Annotated in this window: 14 protein-coding genes; 7 read left to right on the plus strand and 7 right to left on the minus strand. The window is 62.1% G+C overall.

The features are described 5' to 3' along the window. Positions 1-27 precede the first annotated feature (27 nt). Both D8U82_RS24020 and D8U82_RS24025 read right to left on the minus strand, forming a co-directional pair. A complete protein-coding gene (locus D8U82_RS24020) occupies positions 28-1,536 on the minus strand; it encodes a trypsin-like peptidase domain-containing protein (protein WP_130903128.1) in 1,509 nt (502 codons plus the stop codon). A gap of 93 nt (positions 1,537-1,629) precedes the next feature. Then, positions 1,630-2,781: an MFS transporter gene (locus D8U82_RS24025; RefSeq protein ID WP_130903129.1), complete on the minus strand. Its 1,152-nt coding sequence runs from the start codon at positions 2,779-2,781 to the stop codon at positions 1,630-1,632. A gap of 244 nt (positions 2,782-3,025) precedes the next feature. Between D8U82_RS24025 and D8U82_RS24030 the strand changes: the two genes are divergently transcribed. Then, on the plus strand, positions 3,026-4,006 hold the full coding sequence (locus D8U82_RS24030; RefSeq protein ID WP_130903130.1) for a diaminopimelate epimerase: 981 nt from the start codon (positions 3,026-3,028) through the stop codon (positions 4,004-4,006). A 128-nt stretch (positions 4,007-4,134) separates the two neighbouring features. Here the strand turns inward: D8U82_RS24030 and codA are convergent, their stop codons facing one another. The 4 genes from codA to D8U82_RS24050 all read right to left on the minus strand — a co-directional run bounded on the left by codA (position 4,135) and on the right by D8U82_RS24050 (position 8,553). Beyond that, positions 4,135-5,370: a cytosine deaminase gene (gene codA / locus D8U82_RS24035; protein WP_125927249.1), complete on the minus strand. Its 1,236-nt coding sequence runs from the start codon at positions 5,368-5,370 to the stop codon at positions 4,135-4,137. A gap of 14 nt (positions 5,371-5,384) precedes the next feature. Then, entirely contained in the window at positions 5,385-6,656 is a 1,272-nt protein-coding gene (codB, locus tag D8U82_RS24040) for a cytosine permease (RefSeq protein WP_130903131.1), read from the minus strand. A gap of 375 nt (positions 6,657-7,031) precedes the next feature. Continuing rightward, the gene (gene queD / locus D8U82_RS24045) at positions 7,032-7,388 is read right to left on the minus strand and encodes a 6-carboxytetrahydropterin synthase QueD (RefSeq protein WP_007915588.1); all 357 of its coding nucleotides are present in this window, start codon (positions 7,386-7,388) and stop codon (positions 7,032-7,034) included. 85 nt (positions 7,389-7,473) lie between these two features. After that, positions 7,474-8,553 (minus strand): patatin-like phospholipase family protein, encoded by a 1,080-nt coding sequence (locus tag D8U82_RS24050; protein WP_130887433.1) that lies wholly within the window; start codon positions 8,551-8,553, stop codon positions 7,474-7,476. A gap of 280 nt (positions 8,554-8,833) precedes the next feature. Between D8U82_RS24050 and D8U82_RS24055 the strand changes: the two genes are divergently transcribed. The 4 genes from D8U82_RS24055 to D8U82_RS24070 are packed head-to-tail and all read left to right on the plus strand — an operon-like array spanning position 8,834 to position 11,435. Continuing rightward, a complete protein-coding gene (locus tag D8U82_RS24055; protein WP_110603822.1) occupies positions 8,834-9,142 on the plus strand; it encodes a PepSY domain-containing protein in 309 nt (102 codons plus the stop codon). Continuing rightward, a complete protein-coding gene (locus D8U82_RS24060; protein ID WP_016775413.1) occupies positions 9,142-9,453 on the plus strand; it encodes a PepSY domain-containing protein in 312 nt (103 codons plus the stop codon). Before D8U82_RS24055 ends, D8U82_RS24060 begins: the two co-directional genes overlap by 1 nt. Before the next feature lie 3 nt (positions 9,454-9,456). Next, a complete protein-coding gene (locus D8U82_RS24065; protein WP_110603823.1) occupies positions 9,457-10,125 on the plus strand; it encodes a response regulator transcription factor in 669 nt (222 codons plus the stop codon). Then, positions 10,122-11,435 (plus strand): sensor histidine kinase, encoded by a 1,314-nt coding sequence (locus D8U82_RS24070; RefSeq protein ID WP_130903132.1) that lies wholly within the window; start codon positions 10,122-10,124, stop codon positions 11,433-11,435. Before D8U82_RS24065 ends, D8U82_RS24070 begins: the two co-directional genes overlap by 4 nt. A 200-nt stretch (positions 11,436-11,635) precedes the next feature. Here D8U82_RS24070 and D8U82_RS24075 read toward each other — a convergent pair whose 3' ends face one another. Beyond that, positions 11,636-13,783 (minus strand): methyl-accepting chemotaxis protein, encoded by a 2,148-nt coding sequence (locus tag D8U82_RS24075; protein ID WP_016775410.1) that lies wholly within the window; start codon positions 13,781-13,783, stop codon positions 11,636-11,638. Between the two features lie 471 nt (positions 13,784-14,254). Between D8U82_RS24075 and D8U82_RS24085 the strand changes: the two genes are divergently transcribed. Together D8U82_RS24085 and D8U82_RS24090 are read left to right on the plus strand one after the other, a co-directional pair. Beyond that, the gene (locus tag D8U82_RS24085; RefSeq protein WP_056791374.1) at positions 14,255-15,571 is read left to right on the plus strand and encodes a Na+/H+ antiporter NhaC family protein; all 1,317 of its coding nucleotides are present in this window, start codon (positions 14,255-14,257) and stop codon (positions 15,569-15,571) included. A gap of 201 nt (positions 15,572-15,772) precedes the next feature. After that, positions 15,773-17,455, plus strand: a complete 1,683-nt coding sequence (locus tag D8U82_RS24090; RefSeq protein ID WP_016775408.1) for a methyl-accepting chemotaxis protein — start codon at positions 15,773-15,775, stop codon at positions 17,453-17,455. The last annotated feature ends 4 nt before the right edge of the window (positions 17,456-17,459 follow it).

Below are 17,459 nucleotides of genomic sequence, written 5' to 3' on the forward strand. Positions count from 1 at the left end.
CACGGCTCAGCCACAACAGGCCTGAAGCTATTGAGGAATCAGAAAGTCGATGGTCGGTCCGGGATTCCCAGCCAGGTCTGCGCCTTTGAGGCAGACGTTCTGCTGGCCATTGGCAACGGAAACATGGAACACGCCCGTGGAGGGCGGTACGCGCTGGAATCCCTGCCCGTCATTGCAGTTGACGCTCCCGGGCTGCCCGGACTTGTATTGAAATTGGAAGGGATCCAGATCCGGTGAGACCGGAAAAACCCTGACATCGTAGTCATCGTCACCCACCCATTCGATTTTATAGGCAGGCGCCAACGGCGCTGGTGCGTCCAGCAACCACCGCCAATAGATGCTGGGGGTTTTTCCATCCGATTGTTTTGGCACGTCCGTAGGCCGCTGTTGGCCAATCAGGCAGAGAAAATATAGCCCCGCACCTTCTTTGAGTTCATGGCTCAACTGATTCTCGGAACCAGGGCGAGCGGTTTGTACCTGGCTATACCCAGCAAGCGACTGGCATTCGTCCAGCGTGCGCGTATAGCGATAGCGGTAGTAGGGAGCGCTCAATGCGAAGGTTTGCAGCCAATGCCATGGCACGACTTGTCCGTGCTCGTCACGCTCGACTCTGATGTAATCGCTGTTTTGCGATGATGTTGGAAAAGACCATGCCGCTCCCAGCGGGCAGTCACCCGGACGCGGGTCGAAACGTCCCTTGGTGAAGCAAGCACCCAGACCTTCGGTTGTGGAGGCGTAGTTGGTGGCAGTTCGCTTGTTGACCTGCCCGGCAATGACTTCGCAGGGGGCGCCCTTGTCACATCGATTACGGTCACTTCCGCGCGTGGTAGTGCCCAACACACCCACGACTTCATTGGTATAACGCGCAAGCAATGGTGAGCCGGATAATCCACTGACAACATCGAGGCAACGGTTGCTCGATTGTCCTACCCATCGCCAAGGGCCTTCGATGACCGATGCCGAATGTTCCTGTTTGCATGCCATTCGCTGAATGAAGCCGTTCACGGGCGCGCCGGTGATCAAAATGTTTTCTTCAGGGGGCAAGGGGGCATGCGCCAGTTTCAGAGGCTCGATACCGTCGCTGATCAACTGTTCCAGAGAGGTAGCAAGTTCAACGATAGAGATGTCTTGGCCACGTAGCGTGCTCCAACCAATCCGGCCTACCGCATATGAGCGACTGTGCGGTTGCGTGTCGAAAAAATAATTGAACGTCACCCGACCCTTTGCAGGCTGATTGACGATGACCTCGTTATTGCCTATCTCCGGATGTGTGCAGTGTCCGGAGGTCAGTACATAAGCCGGATTCGACACAGTACCGGGTTCTCGTGTGTCAATGAGTGTACCGGAGCAGGTCATGCCGCCTTCAACTTCGACACGGCCAATGGCTTGCCAATGCGCATAACGTCCGTCGGCATTGGCCAGCCGCTCAGCGGGAGCAAAGTTGGCTGCGCCTTCGCCCCAGTCGTATCGATTGACGGAGGCGCATCCCTGGAGAAGAGCGATAAGTGCAACAGCCGATCCAATTCGAATGTTCATGACAGATTTCCATTTCCGCGGGGCTGGAAATCACCATGATTCAAAGGGTCGAAGCCTGTCTAGTGTCAAACCTGACAGGTGTCGCGCTAATCTTCATACTTTCAATGTCTTACCGCCGATGGCCACCGCGACCAACAGCACCGCCATCAGGCCAAAGGCAAAACTCAAGCTGCTGGCATGGGCGACAAAACCGATCACCGCCGGCCCGGCGAGAATCCCGGCATAACCCAGCGTGGTAATCGCCGGCACCGCGATGCTTTCCGGCATCACCGTTTGCTTGCCCACTGCCGTGTACAGCACCGGCACGATGTTCGAGCAACCGGCGCCGACAAGTGCATAACCGAGCAGCGCCGCTTGCCAGCTCGGCGCGAAGGTGGCGAGAAACAGTCCCGCCGCCGCCAACAGCCCGCCGAACAGAATGATCCGCGTGGCACCCAGCTTGCGCACGATGCGATCACCGAGCAGACGGCCGACGGTCATGGTCAGGGCAAACGCTGCGTAACCCATTCCCGCGTAAGCCGTGTCGATCCCGCGTTCCTGAACGAGGAACACAGCGCTCCAGTCCAGCGCCGCGCCTTCGGTGAGGAACACGATGAAGCACATGCCGCCGATAAACAGCACGATGCCATGGGGAATGGCGAACGCCGGGCCGGAGCTTTCGCTGCCGTAGGGCAGCATGTGCGGCACACACTTGAGCAAGGCGCCGATCAGCAACACGACGACGACCAGCATCGCTGCCAGCGGTGTCAGCCCGAGGCCGAGCAGGGCGCTGACGCCCGCCGCACCAACAATGCCGCCGAGGCTGAACAAGCCGTGGAACCCCGACATCATGTGCTTGCCGCTGGCGCGCTCGACGATCACTGCTTGCAGGTTCACCGTCGAATCCACCGTGCCGAGGCCGGCGCCGAACATGAACAACGTGGCGATCAGCGCCGGGATCGACGACACCGTCGCCAGCAACGGCAGCGCCGCGCAGATCAGCAAGGTGCCGCCGGTGGCCACACGTCGGCAACCGAAGCGCGTGGCGAGGATCCCCGCCAGCGGCATCGCCAGAATCGAACCGACGCCCAGGCACAGCAGCAATAACCCCAGCGTGCCCTCATCCAGCCCGGCTCGCGCCTTGGCGTACGGCACCAGCGGCGCCCACGCGGCGATGCCGAGGCCGGCAATGAAAAAGGCAACGCGCGTGGACATCTGTTGCAGACGTCCGGGGACGAAGGTGTCTTGGGGGTTGAGGCTGGTCATATCGATCCTTGGCAAAAAAAACAACTGCATCCCGAGTGACATTCTGACGGCGTTGAGGTTCGATCTCAGGCCTTTCGGGGCATAACGGTGAACATCCTACCCTGTGGGAGCGAGCCTGCTCGCGAAAGCGGTGGGTCAAATATGGAATTGTCGACTGACGCACCGCCTTCGCGAGCAGGCTCGCTCCCACACTGGTTTGCGGTTTACAGTCGGATTTCGCCAGCATGGAATACGGGAACAAGGCATGACGAAGTTCTACGACGCACGCGGCAATATCTACGGAGTGGTCTCGCCCCAAGCCTTGCGCGAAGCCGGAATCGCTTTGCCAGCGAGGGCCGCAGAGTGCGCCGTATCCAGGCAGCAATGGAGCGAGGCCGCCATCGCCTTGTGCTGTCACTGGCCCGAAGGCCAACGCCCGGCCAACAGCAAACCCCACCGCAGCGACGGCCTGCTGATCGGCCCGTTTCAGGCATCTGCGCCGTTCGATGTGCTGATCGTGAATACCGACGGCAGTCTCGCCGAGCGCAGCGGTAACGGCCTGACGATTTTTTCTCAGGCATTGACCGAGCAAGGCTTGCTGCCGGAGCAGGGCGTCGTGCTGCGCGTTCATCATGACAAAGGCGAGGCGCTGGAAACCTCGGTGAGACCCGCCGAAGTCGAAGGCGTGCGCGGTATCTGGCTCGACCTCGGTCAGCCTGGCTTCGGCCCGGAGGCTGTGGGTGCGCAGACGGTTGAAAACGTTCAGTTCAACAATCGCGACGTCAGCCATGTCCAGCCCCTGGCACAACTCGATCCCACTTGGACCCACAGCCAATTCGTCCGCATCGGCAATCCGCATTGCGTGACGCTGCTAAGCAATCCGGCCATGTTGCCGAGTAACGAGCAGATGCTTGAATCACCGCTGAACGAAAGGCTTACAGCAATCGCCTATGCCATGCCCACCGGTGCCGGCAATCCCTGCCCGGCGGGCGTCAATCTGCAGTGGGCCGCGCTGGCGTCGCCGCAGCAAATCCTCGCCCGGGTATTCGAACGTGGTGAGGGACCGACCGCGTCATCTGGCACCAGTGCCAGCGCAGTGGCGTGTGCGGCGTGGCGGGTGGGTTGGGTCGAGGCAGGGGAGGTGCGGGTGGTTATGCCGGGTGGCACCGCACCGGTTTTGCTTGAGGTTTCGCAAGGGGAGTTGCTGCGCGTCAGATTGTTTGGCACGGCGCGGTTGATCGCTTGATTCGGCCGACGCCATCGCTGGCAAGCCAGGCTCCCACAGGTTTTGCATGAGGGCCCAATCATGTGCTCAACACAAAACCTGTGGGAGCCTGGCTTGCCAGCGATGAGGCCATCAGCCCCAGTGCAATCTCAACTGAACTCCACCACCGGCATCTGCCGCTTCATCAACACCTTGCCGCCGCGAATCGAATACAGCGGCAGGCCTTGGCTGCGGATCACTTCGTAGTCGCTGTCCGCCGAGAGAATCAGCAGGTTCGCCGGGCGGCCCTGTTCCAGTCCGTAACGCTCGCCCAGGTGCATGGCTTTGGCGCTGTTGTCGGTCACCAGATCCAGCGCACTTTGCAGGTTGCGATAACCGAGCATGTGGCAGATATGCAAGCCCGCTTCGAGCACGCGCAGGATGTTGCCGTTACCCAGCGGATACCACGGGTCGACGATCGAATCCTGGCCGAAGCACACGTTCATTCCGGCTTCGAGCAGTTCGTTGACGCGGGTGACGCCCCGGCGTTTCGGGAAGTTGTCGAAACGCCCTTGCAGGTGAATGCTTTCGGTCGGACAGGAAACAAAACTGATCCCGGAATGGCCGAGCAGGCGGAACAGTTTGGCGCAGTAGGCGTTGTCATAAGAGCCCATCGCCGTGGTGTGGCTGGCGGTGACGCGGGCGCCCATGTCGCGGCTGCGCGCTTCTTCGGCGAGCACTTCGAGGAAACGTGAATGCGGATCGTCGGTCTCGTCGCAATGCACGTCGACCAGGCAGCCGGTGCGCTCTGCCAGGTCCATGAGGAACTTCACCGAGCTGACGCCCTGATCACGGGTGTATTCGAAATGCGGAATGCCGCCGACCACGTCAGCGCCCATGCGGATCGCCTCTTCCATCAGCTCGCGCCCGTTGCGGAACGACTCGATGCCTTCCTGCGGGAACGCGACGATTTGCAGGTCGATCAGGTGACGATTTTCCTCGCGCACTTCAAGCATGGCCTTGAGCGCGGTGAGTTGCGGGTCGGTGACGTCGACGTGGGTGCGCACGTGCTGAATGCCGTGGGCGGCCAGCGCCTGAATGGTCTTCTTGGCGCGGGTCTTGGTGTCTTCTTCGGTGATGGTGACCTTGCGCTCGCCCCAGCATTCGATGCCCTCGAACAGCGTGCCGCTCATGTTCCAGCGCGGCTCGCCAGCGGTGAGGGTGGCGTCGAGGTGGATGTGCGGCTCGACGAAGGGCGGCACCACCAGATTGCCGCCGGCATCGAGGTCATCCGGGCCGAGGGTCGGCGCTTCGGTCTGACGGGCGATGCTGTGGATCAGGCCGTCTTCAAGGTGCAATTCGTGCAGGCCTTCCTGGTTGCGCAGGCGGGCGTTGATGATGTGCATCAGGCGAATCCTTTTTATAGGTCTTGTAGTGGTGCGCTGACGCGACGGGCGCCGAGCACACCGGTGACGATGACATACGTTAGCGCGGCAGCGGCAATGCCTACCAGCGGCGCGACCCAGGGCGAGCTGAACGCGGCGATGGTGCCGATGCCGTAGGCCCCGAGCCCCGGCCAGTTGAACGCCGGCAACCGTGCGTCGGCCAGACGCGGATAGTGGCCGCGCCAGCGATAGAAAAAGTCAGCCATGATCACCCCGCCAATCGGCGGAATCACCGTGCCGAGCAGAATCAGGTACGGCACCAGCATGTCGTACATGCCGAGCAGGGCGAGCAGGGTGCCGATCACCGCGCCACCGAGGGTCACGGTCTTGCGCCGCCCGGTGCGCAGCAGGTTGCAGCCGGCGACGGCGAAGTTGTAGATGGTGTTGTCCTGAGTGCTCCAGATGTTCAGCAACAGCATGGCCATCGCGGCCATGGCGAAGCCCTGCAACAGCAGCACTTCAACCACATCCGGCTGTTGATAGACGATCGCGCCGTACGCGCCGATCAGCACCATCAGGCCGTTGCCGATGAAAAAACCGATCAGGCTGGCCAGCACCGCGACTTTTGCCGAGCGGGAAAATCGCGTCCAGTTGGTGGCTTGCGTTGCGCCACTGACGAAGGTGCCGAACACCAGCGTGATCGCTGTCGACCAGTCCAGCGAACCGCTCGGCACCACGCTGAGCAAGCCTTCGAAGCCGCCGACTTTCACGGTCGCTGCCCACATCGACAGCATCAGCAGCAACATCATCGCCGGCACCGCGATGTACGAGAGAATCTCCAGCCCGCGATAACCGATGTACGCCGTAGCGCAGAAGCCCAGACCGAACAGCACCATCAGGACCAGCACGGTGGTTTCATCGAGATTGAAATACTTGCCGATCACCACCGCTGCCGTCGCCGTGCCCCAGGCGTACCAGCCAATCTGGGTGAAGCCGAGAATCAGATCGCTGAGCTTGCTGCCGACTTCGCCAAAACAGAAACGGCCCATCAGCACCGAATTGAGGCCGCTCTTGAAGGCGATGTAACCCAAGCCTGCCGCGTACAGACCGAGCAACAGGTTGCCGACAATGATCACCGCCATCATCTCGGCGAAACCGAACGCGACCCCGAGCTTGCCGCCGGCAAACATGGTCGCAGTGAAAAACGTGAAGCCCAGTAACACCATCGCCGTCGAGGCCAGGCCTTTGCGCGCGTGCATGGGGACTTCACTGAGCGGGTAATCGTTGCCGGAGGCGTTCTGCGTCATGGGGCAGTCCTTGCTGGAAGGGGAAGACGCAGAAGGGTTGCAGCGGTCGTGCCAAGCGCGGTCGGGCCGGGTATGTATAGACGACACGGCGAAGTCAGGCGCGAAAACGGTGCACCCGAACACACCGAAGCCCAATGTAGGAGCTGCCGAAGGCTGCGATCTGATCGTTCCCACGCAGAGCGTCTGATCGTTCCCACGCTCTGCGTGGGAATGCAGCCCAGGACGCTCCGCGTCCCATTCCAAAGCCGAACGCGGAGCGTCCGTTGAGGCATTCCCACGCAGAGCGTGGGAACGATCGGTGTCAGGGGGAATAATGTTGGGTCAGAAGAAGCGCATGAGGGCAGCGGCGATGGCTTTGGCAGGAGATCTTTGTTGCTATTCGCCGCGATAGATGCAGCCGCTGGTGCACGTCTCATGAATGCGGATCGCGCTGAGTTCCGGCAGCAAAGGCTTCATCTCATTCCAGATGAATTTGGCCAGCACTTCGCTGGTCGGGTTTTCCAGGCCGGGAATATCGTTCAGGTAGTTGTGGTCGAGACGCTCATACAGCGGCTTGAAAATCGCTTTGATCTCGGAGAAATCGCGAATCCAGCCAGTGTGCGGGTCGAGGTCGCCGCTCAGGTGCAGCGCGACCTTGAACGAGTGGCCGTGCAGGCGTCCGCACTTGTGGCCGTCCGGGACGTGCGGCAGGCGGTGGGCGGATTCGAAAGTAAACTCTTTGAAGATTTCCACGGTATTTTCGGCTCTGTTCAGATGGCGTTCGCCGCAGCGATTCGGGCAGGCGGCGAGTTTATCAGCTTGTCTTTGGCCGTGCTGACTAAAGGGTCAGCAAGCGCTCGGCGAGGCGACCATTGGCCGTCAGTTCGAGAAATTCGTCGCCCAGTCGGCGGCTCTCGTCCATCGCCGTGTGCCAGTATTTCTGTCGGCTCGGCGCATCGCCCATGAAGCGTTTGAAGTCGTTGCGATCGGGCAGTTTGCCGTAGGGCAGGCGCGCCAGATATTCCTTCGACGGCGCGACCAGCAGCACATCCTGCAGACGCTGCACCGAAGCGCGGCGCCATGGCAGGGTCTTGTCGAACCAGCCGGGAATCACTCGATCGGTGAAGTGCGGATAGAGCACGATACCGTCGCCGCTGTAGGGCAGGTCGAGGTGGTAGTCGAGCAGGCCGCCGTCACGGAACGTACCCGCGCCGGCGCCGGGCAGGTCGCGCACGCCTTCCATGACCATCGGGATCGATCCGGAAGCGAGCAGGGCCTGGCGCAGGTTGCCGGTATTGAGGGCAACGAAGCGCGAGGGGAAATCGGTCAAGGCATCAAGCGGCGGCGCCAGGCGCGGATCGTGGATGATCAGCCGTTCGAAGTGCCGCGACAGCCGTGCACGACCGCGCAGGTTGTCGGCGATCACCGAACCCAGCGCCAGACCGAGGCGCCCGCGATGGTCTTCGGCGAGGCGGCCCTGGCTTTTCACCACCATGATGTTCAGTCGGTAATCGGCGTTTTCGAGGATGCTCGCATCGCGGCCGTCGAGCAGATCATTGAGCATGCGCTGCGAGCTCTGGCTGATCTCGGCCATGCTCACGCCTTTGTTGAAATGCTGCTCGGCGTACAGCTCACCGAGGCGGCGAATGCCCTCGGCGGCGTCCGGCAGGCAGGCGCTGGCGAAGCGCCAGGAACCCACCGAGGCGCCGATCAGCGAACGCTCGCGCGGCGCACTCGGCAGCCACTCGCCGAACAACGCCAGATCGAGCCCCTGAATCCCCAACGCCTTCGGCCCACCGGCCGCACCAGGCAGGGTGCCGACGTCCGCGGCGTGCAAACCCTGCGCACGAATCCGCGCCATGGCCCGTGGGCCGGCCTTGAGGGTGAGGGCGGGAAACTTGATGTGGATGGCGGTCATACCGGTCTCGATCGTTAGCAAGCTGGCGATTATAAGCACACCGCCGAATCCTGTGGGAGGGCCCGCGACGACGGTGTACAGATCGTTCCCACGCTCTGCGTGGGAATGCAGCCGGGGACGCTCTGCGTCCCATTGGAACGCGGAGCGTCCCTTGAGGCATTCCCACGCGGAGCGTGGGAACGATCGGACTGAGGGGCACAATGATGGCCATTCAGTTTCAGTTAAGTTGATCCCGCTATGGTGCCCACCGTAAGCAACATATAAGAATTCGGAGACACCCATGAAAACCCTGACTGCCCTGACCACTGCCTCGATCCTCGGCCTTGGCGCCCACACTGCGCTGGCGCGCGATCTCGGACCCGATGAGGCGCTTCGTTTGCGCGACGCTGGTACTATCGTCTCCTTCGAGAAGCTCAACGCCATCGCCCTGGAAAAACACCCCGGTTCGGAAATCACCGAAACCGAGCTGGAGGAAGAGTACGGCAAGTTCATTTACCAGATCGAACTGCGCGACCCGAAAGGGCTGAAGTGGGATCTGGAGTTGAACGCCGTCGATGGTGAAGTGCTCAGGGATCATCAGGATACGTAATGAAGCTGAATAGTCGCGCCACCCGCCTGACGGCGCTGGCGCTGGTGTTGTTGTGCAGCACGGCCATGGCTCGCGACCTCGATCAGGACGAGGCGCTGGCCCTGCGTCGCGATGGCGTGATCCTGCCGCTGGAGCAAGTGCTGCAGCAGGCCATGGATCGCTACCCCGGCGCCAAACTGCTGGAAGTCGAGCTGGAAGAAAAACACGACGTGTACATTTACGAAGTCGAATTGCTGACGGTCGAAGGCGTGGCGCGCGAGCTGCACCTGAAGGCCGATACCGGCGAGTTAGTCAAAGACAAGGAAGATTGATCGATGCGTTTGCTTCTGGTGGAAGACCACGTACCGCTGGCCGACGAATTGCTCGCCGGTCTGCAGCGCCAAGGCTACGCGGTGGATTGGCTGGCCGATGGTCGTGACGCGGTGTATCAGGGCAGCAGCGAGCCCTATGACCTGATCATCCTCGACCTCGGCCTGCCCGGCGTGCCGGGGCTGGAGGTGTTGGCGCAGTGGCGCGCCGCCGGTCTGGCGATTCCGGTGCTGATCCTCACCGCGCGTGATTCCTGGGCCGAGCGCATCGAAGGGCTGAAGGCCGGCGCTGACGATTACCTGACCAAACCGTTCCACCCGGAAGAACTGTACCTGCGCATTCAATCGCTGCTGCGCCGCTCCAAGGGCCAGGCCAACCAGCCGACCTTGCAAGCCGCCGGCCTGCATCTGGACGAAGGCCGCCAGTGCGTGGTTCGCGATGGCGCCGACATCCAGCTGACCGCCGCTGAATTCCGTCTGCTGCGCTATTTCATGCTGCACCCGGAACAAATCCTCTCGAAAAGCCACCTCGCCGAACACCTCTACGACGGTGAGACCGAGCGTGACTCCAACGTCCTCGAAGTCCACGTCAATCACCTGCGGCGCAAGCTCGGCAAAAGCGTGATCGAAACCCGTCGCGGTCAGGGTTACCTGTTCGGCGGGCAAGCTTCATGAGATCAATCCAGCGCCGTTTGAGCCTGGGTTTGATCAGTGTGATGGTGATCGTCGGTCTGGTACTGGCGCAAACCAGCCTGTGGTTGTTCGAAGTCGGTTTGCAGCGCTACCTCGAAGCCGGCCTGCGCAACGACAGCGAAAGCCTGCTGGTGGCGCTGGTGCGCGGCCCGCAAGGTTTGCAATTGGATGAGCGGCATCTCTCGCCGGCCTATCAGCGGCCGTTTTCCGGGCATTACTTTCGCATCGATTTTTCCGACAGCCACTGGCGTTCGCGCTCGCTGTGGGATCAGGAACTGCCGCTGCTGCAACACCCGGGGCTGCACAGCAACCTGCAACTGGGCCCGGGCGGGCAACGCTTGCTGATACTGCGCTCGGACTATCGGCGCCTGGGTCAGTCGATCTCGATCAGCGTCGCCCAGGATTACACGCCGGTCAGCGACAGCTTCCAGCGCATGCGCCAGATCGGCCTCGGCCTGGGGCTGGCGGCGTTGCTGCTGATCCTGTTCCTGCAACGCCTGACCGTGCGCCGCGCGCTGAAACCGCTGGAACGCGCGCGCGAGCAGATCGCTCAGTTGCAACAGGGCCAGCGCTCGCAACTCGACGATCAGGTGCCGGTGGAACTGGAGCCGCTGGTGGCGCAGATCAACCACTTGCTCGCCCACACCGAAGACAGCCTCAAGCGCTCGCGCAATGCCTTGGGCAACCTCGGCCACGCGCTGAAAACCCCGTTGGCGGTGCTGCTCAGCCTGGCCTCCAGCGACAAGCTCGATGAGCATCCCGAGCTGCGCAAAATTCTCAAGGAACAACTGGAACAGGTGCAGCAGCGCCTCAATCGCGAACTCAATCGCGCGCGGTTATCCGGGGATGCGCTGCCCGGCGCGTTGTTCGATTGCGATGCCGAGTTGCCGGGGTTGCTGGCGACGCTGAACATGATTCACGGCGAGCATCTGGCCTTGAGTTACGTCGCACCGCCGGGCTTGCAACTGCCGTGGGACCGCGAGGATTTGCTGGAACTGCTCGGCAACCTGCTCGACAACGCCTGCAAATGGGCCGATGCCGAGGTGCGCTTGAGTGTGATCGAAAGGTCTGACGGCTTTGCCCTGAGCGTGGAAGATGACGGCCCGGGGATTCCCGAAGAGCAGCGCACTCAGGTGTTCAGCCGTGGCACGCGACTGGATGAGCAGACCCACGGGCATGGGCTCGGCCTTGGGATCGTGCGGGATATTGTCGATACCTGGGGTGGCTTGCTGGTGCTGGGCGAAAGCGAGTGGGGCGGGTTGAAAGTGGTGATTGAACTGCCTCGGCGGTGAGCCCTTGAAAAGCCCCTCACCCTAACCCTCTCCCAGAGGGAGAGGGGACTGATTGAGTTGTTCTTGAGAGATGCACCCACTTGAAATCCGAGTCGAACTCAGGACTTGAATGGCATGAAGATCGGCTCCCTTTCCCCGTCGCCCCCCTTGGGGGGAGAGGGCTGGGGTGAGGGGGGATTGCAACTGACACCCCGCACTTGTCAAACGCGAAACTGATCCATCAACCGCTGCTGCTGATTCGCCAGGCTGTTGAGTGACTGACTGACCCGCGCCGACTCGTTCGCCTGTCCGGACAGCGATTCGGTCACATCGCGAATCGTCGCCACGTTGTTATTGATCTCCTCAGCCACCGCGCTCTGCTCTTCGGCAGCACTGGCGATTTGCAGGTTCATGTCGCTGATCACCGTCACCGCATCGCCGATCTGCCGCAGCGCCGTCACGGCCTGGCCCACCTGCTCAACGCTGCCCTGGGCCTGACGATGGCTGTTGCCCATCGAGCCGACCACTTCCTGCGTGCCGTTCTGCAATTGCTCGATGACCTGGCGGGTTTCTTCCACCGACTCCTGAGTGCGGCGCGCAAGGTTGCGCACCTCATCCGCGACCACGGCAAAACCGCGTCCGGCCTCACCGGCGCGGGCGGCTTCGATGGCGGCGTTGAGCGCCAGGAGGTTGGTCTGCTCGGCGATGGCGCGGATGGTTTCCAGCACCGTGCCGATCTTCTCGCTGTTCGCAGCCAGCCCTTCGACCTGAACCATCGCTGCGCTCATGTCGGCGGCGAGGGTGTCGATGCTTGCGGTGGTGCGGTCGATCACGGTCAGGCCCTGACGCGTGGCGCGGTCGGCGTCCTTGGCAGCTTCGGCGGCCTGCGCGGCGCTGCGTGCAACGTCCTGGGCAGTGGCGCTCATTTCGTGGGACGCGGTGGCGACCTGATCGACCTGGCGATATTGCTGCTCCATGCCGGCGCTGGTCTGAGTGGCGATGGCCGAGGACTGGTCGGCAGTGTTGCGCGCGTCCTGCACCGAGCGTTTTACCTCGGCAATGATCGGCTGCAACTTGTCGAGGAACTTGTTGAACCAACCGGCCAATTGGCCCAGTTCGTCCTGCTTGTCATAGGCCAGACGCCGGGTCAGGTCGCCTTCGCCGCTGGCGATGTCTTCAAGCATGTGCGCCACACCGAGAATCGGCTTGGTCACGCTGCGCGCCATCAGCCACACCAGCAGCAGGCCGATCAGCGCGGCGAGCAGGCCCAGGCTCAGTTCGATCAGTGTGCCCGAGGTATTGCTCGCATCCAGTTGCTGTTTGAGCGCTTCGGCGCGACTGACCAGGACTTTCTCCGGCACATCGAGCAACACGCCCCACGCCGGTCCGTCGGGAATCGGCTGGAACGGCGACAGCACTTTCAACTGGCCGTTGCTGTGCAGGCTGCTCACGCCAGTGCTCGCGGCGAGCAGGCGCAGCAACTCGCTGCCGCTGGCCTGATCCACCGCATCCAGGCGCTGGCTGAGTTTGCCGGCATCCGGGCTGTAACCGGCGAGCAGGCCGGCGGGGCTGACAATACTGACGGCGGTCTGACCGTCATACAGTTTGCGGCTGGCGTTCTGGCTGATCGCTTGCAGGCTGTTGAGATTGATGTCGACCGACAGCGAGGCGATGACTTTGCCGTTGACCTGCAGCGGGAAGACGATGCTGGTCATCAGCACTTTGTGGCCGTCGATGACATAGAAGTACGGCTCGATCACACACGGTTTGAGCGTGGTGCGCGGGCAGGTGAACCAGGCGTTGGCGGCCTGACCGCTGGGGCCGGTGCTGGTGTCGCTCATGTCGCTTTCCGGCAGCGCCATCGAGGTGACTTTGCCCGGGGTCGGCTGCGACCAGTAAAGGGCGAAACGGCCCTTGTCGTTGCTGCCCAGTTCAGCCTGATCGGCGAACAGTTCGTCCTTGCCGTCCAGCGCGTTGGCCTCGAACACCAGCGACAGGCCGAGCAGGTCCGGGTTGGCTTGCAGCGCGGATTTGACCTGACGGGTCATGTCCTCGCGCAGATCGAAGGCATCGAGAAAACGCTTCTCGGCCTGCTCACGCAAAAACAGCACCTGCCGCGAGAAACCGTGGCCGTACTGATAGGCGTCCATGAATTGCTGACGAATGCCGGCAGCCTGCACTTCACCTTGCGATTCGATCCGCGCCTGCGCCGACTCGGTGAGCATCTCCATGCTCGAGGCCTTGACCAGCGCCGAGCTGTGTTCCATGCGATACAGCGAAAGACCGACCAACAGGGTCACGATACCGGCCAGGCAGAGGCCGGCGAGCAGGGTGATTTTCCATTGGATGGAAAGTTGTCTGAGCGACATGGAAAACATCCTTATCCGATAAATATCTGAGACTTTGCACTGTAGCGGCCGCGTTTCGGCTTTCTTTATGCCGTGAGCGCAATATGACCGATTGCCGCATGCGGGGCCTGTAGTCCTGTAGTCCTGTGGTCCTGTGGTCCTGTGGCGAGGGGATTTATCCCCGTTCGGCTGCGAAGCAGACGTGACATTTGCGTGTAGGGTTATGATCGTTCCCACGCGCAGCAAAGGAATGCCTCAACGGACGCTCCGCGTTCGGCTCTGGAAGGGACGCGGAGCGTCCCGGGCTGCATTCCCACGCAGAGCGTGGGAACGATCAATCCCCTCGCCACGGGGCTTTGACAGCGCCGCCACTCTGCGGCACAGTGCGCGCCCTCTAACAAGACCCTCTGTACACCTCCGCCGGCCAACCCCGGGCGGACTCATCCTGTCTGGCGGTGTGTTTTCACCCGCAGTGTTTTTTGAGGTAGTGAAATGAATGCAGTCATAGCAGCCGTCGGCGTCATGCTGATCCTCAGCCTGTCGCGCGTGCATGTGGTGATCGCGCTGATCGTCGGGGCGCTGGTCGGTGGCCTGACCGGCGGTCTGGGCATCGACGCAACACTCAAGGCGTTCAACAGCGGTCTGGGCGGCGGCGCGACCGTGGCGCTGTCCTACGCCTTGCTCGGCGCTTTCGCCGTGGCGATTGCCAAGTCGGGCCTGGCCCATGCGCTGGCCGACAAGGCCCTGGCCATGGTGGATCGGCAGCATGCAACCGGCGGCGGTAACGTCAAATGGCTGCTGATCGGCCTGCTGTGGGTGGTGGCGATTGCCTCGCAGAACATTCTGCCGATTCACATTGCATTCATCCCGCTGCTGGTGCCGCCACTTCTATATGTACTGACCAAGCTGCAACTCGATCGCCGTCTGATCGCCTGTGTCATGACCTTCGGCCTGATCACCCCGTACATGTTTCTGCCGGTGGGCTTCGGCAACATCTTCCTCAACGAAATCCTGCTGGCCAACGTCGCCCGCAGCGGCGTCGACATCAGCGGCATCAATGTCACCCACGCCATGGGCATTCCGGCACTGGGCATGGTTTTCGGCCTGGCGATCGCGTTCATCAGCTATCGCAAGAAGCGCGTTTATGACCTGGCCAAAATCGAACAGGTCGAGCAGACGGCGGTGCACTACAACCCGCTGAGCCTGATGATCGCCGGTGTGGCCATCGCTTCGGCATTCGTGGTGCAGTTGCTGCTGGACTCGATGATTATCGGCGCTCTGGTCGGGTTTCTGATTTTCTCGGTGTCGGGCATCGTCAAGTGGCGCGAGACCGATGATCTGTTCACCGAAGGCATGAAAATGATGGCGATGATCGGCTTCATCATGATCGCCGCCTCAGGCTTTGCCGAGGTGATGAAGGCCACCGGGCAGGTGCAGACGCTGGTCGAATCGTCGGCGGCCTGGATCAATCACAGCAAAGGCGTCGGGGCTTTGTTGATGCTGCTGGTGGGCTTGCTGGTGACCATGGGCATCGGTTCGTCGTTCTCCACCGTGCCGATTCTCGCAGCGATTTTCGTGCCGTTGTGCGTGCAACTGGGCTTCAGCCCGATCGCCATCGTCTGCATCGTTGGCACTGCCGGCGCGCTGGGCGATGCCGGGTCGCCGGCCTCGGACTCGACCCTCGGCCCGACCTCGGGTCTGAACATCGACGGCCAGCATCACCACATCTGGGACACCGTCGTACCGACCTTCCTGCACTACAACCTGCCGCTGCTGGTGTTTGGCTGGGTGGCGGCGATGGTTCTGTAAGAATCCACAACTGCCCCATGTGGGAGCGAGCCTGCTCGCGAAGGCGTCGTGTCAGTCGACACACAGGTTGCTGAGCCAACGCTTTCGCGAGCAGGCTCGCTCCCACAGGGGGGGCGGCGATGTTTCAAGACTCAACTTTTGCTCCGGCGTGCCGTTAAAGCCTTTAACCACGCCAACAAAATCAAAAGAGTGAGTCCCCCGATGCGCCTGAGTCTCAAGGCTAAAGTCCTGTCCCTTGCCGTTCTGCCGGTGCTGCTCTTTGCGCTGGTCATCAGCGTGACCACGCTGTTCATCCTCCAGGAACAGGCGCGTAAGGAGGTCGAACAGACCCGCGAGCGGCTGCTCAGCGACGCCAAGGCCACCCTGCAAAGTTACGTCGCCGTGGCCATGACCACGATCAAACCGCTTTACGACGCCGCCGCACCGGGCGACGACGCGGCGCGGGCGCAGGCGATCAAATTGCTCTCGGGCATCCGCTACGGCAAGGACGGCTACTTCTTCGGCTACGACTCCGAGACCGTGCGCCTGTTCAAGGCCAACGACCCCGACGGCGTGGGCAAAAGCTTCAAGGACAACCGCGATCCGAACGGCGTCTACGTCAACCTCGGCCTGGTCAAAGTGGCCAAGGACGGCACTCACTATCTGCAATACAGCTCGCCGCTGCCGGGCAACGCCAAGGTGCTGGTGCCGAAACTCGGCTACACCGAATACCTGCCGAAGTGGGACATGGCGGTCGGTACTTCGGTCAACCTCGACGGCATTGAAGCGCAAGTGGCGCAGGTCGAGGCGCAAGTGCAGGAGCGCGTGCAAGGCGTGGTGCTGAGCATTGTCGGCGTCGCGGTGCTGGTGCTGCTGGTGATCGCGGCAGCGGGCATGCTGCTGGCCAACACCATTCTGCGCCCGCTGACCCTGATGAAAGCCAACCTCGACGACATCGCGGCAGGCGAGGGCGACCTGACCCGGCGCCTGAACATCACCAGCCAGGACGAACTCGGCGAACTGGCCGGCTCGTTCAACCGCTTCGTCGACAAGATCCACGGCCTGGTTCGGCAGATCACCGAGATGACCACGCAACTGACCGGGCTGGTTACTCAGGTCTCGGAACAGGCGCAGCGTTCCGATCAGGCGATGGAGCGTCAACGCCACGAAACCGATCAGGTCGCCACGGCGATCAACGAAATGTCCGCCGCCGCCCAGGAAGTGGCGAAGAGCGCGCAAAACGCCGCCGTCGCCGCGCAGCAGACCGACGAAGAAGGCCAGAGCGCCAAGCGCGTGGTGGCGGGCAGCATCAAGCAGATTCATGCGCTGGTCGACGATATCCGCAACAGCGGCGTGTCGCTGGACAGCTTGCAGCAGGACGTCAGTTCGATTGTCGGCGTGCTTGGGGTGATCCGTTCGATTGCCGAGCAGACCAACCTGCTGGCGCTCAACGCCGCGATCGAAGCGGCACGTGCCGGTGAGGCCGGTCGTGGCTTTGCGGTGGTCGCCGACGAAGTACGCGCACTGGCCAGCCGCACGCAGATCAGCACCCAGGAAATCCAGGGCATGATCGACCGCTTGCAGGCCGGCACGCAACAGGCGGTCGAAGCCATGCGGCGTTCCAGCGAGGCCGGCGATGGCACGTCCCAGCAAGCCAATCAGGCCGGTGCATCGCTGGATGCCATGGCGCAGTTGATCGCGACGATCAACTCGATGAACGCGCAGATCGCCAGCGCAGCGGAAGAGCAGACGGCGGTGGCCGAAGAGATCAACCGCAGCGTGCATCAGATTGCCGTGGCGGTGGACAGCGTCGCCGATGAAACGCAACTGGGCGCGCAAACGTCGCGCAGTCTGGCGGAGCTGGGGCAGCGGTTGGGCAAGCTGGTGGGGCAGTTCCGTATCTGACGCA

Source organism: Pseudomonas sp. Sample_23 (assembly GCF_004307595.1).
GTDB lineage: Bacteria > Pseudomonadota > Gammaproteobacteria > Pseudomonadales > Pseudomonadaceae > Aquipseudomonas > Aquipseudomonas atacamensis.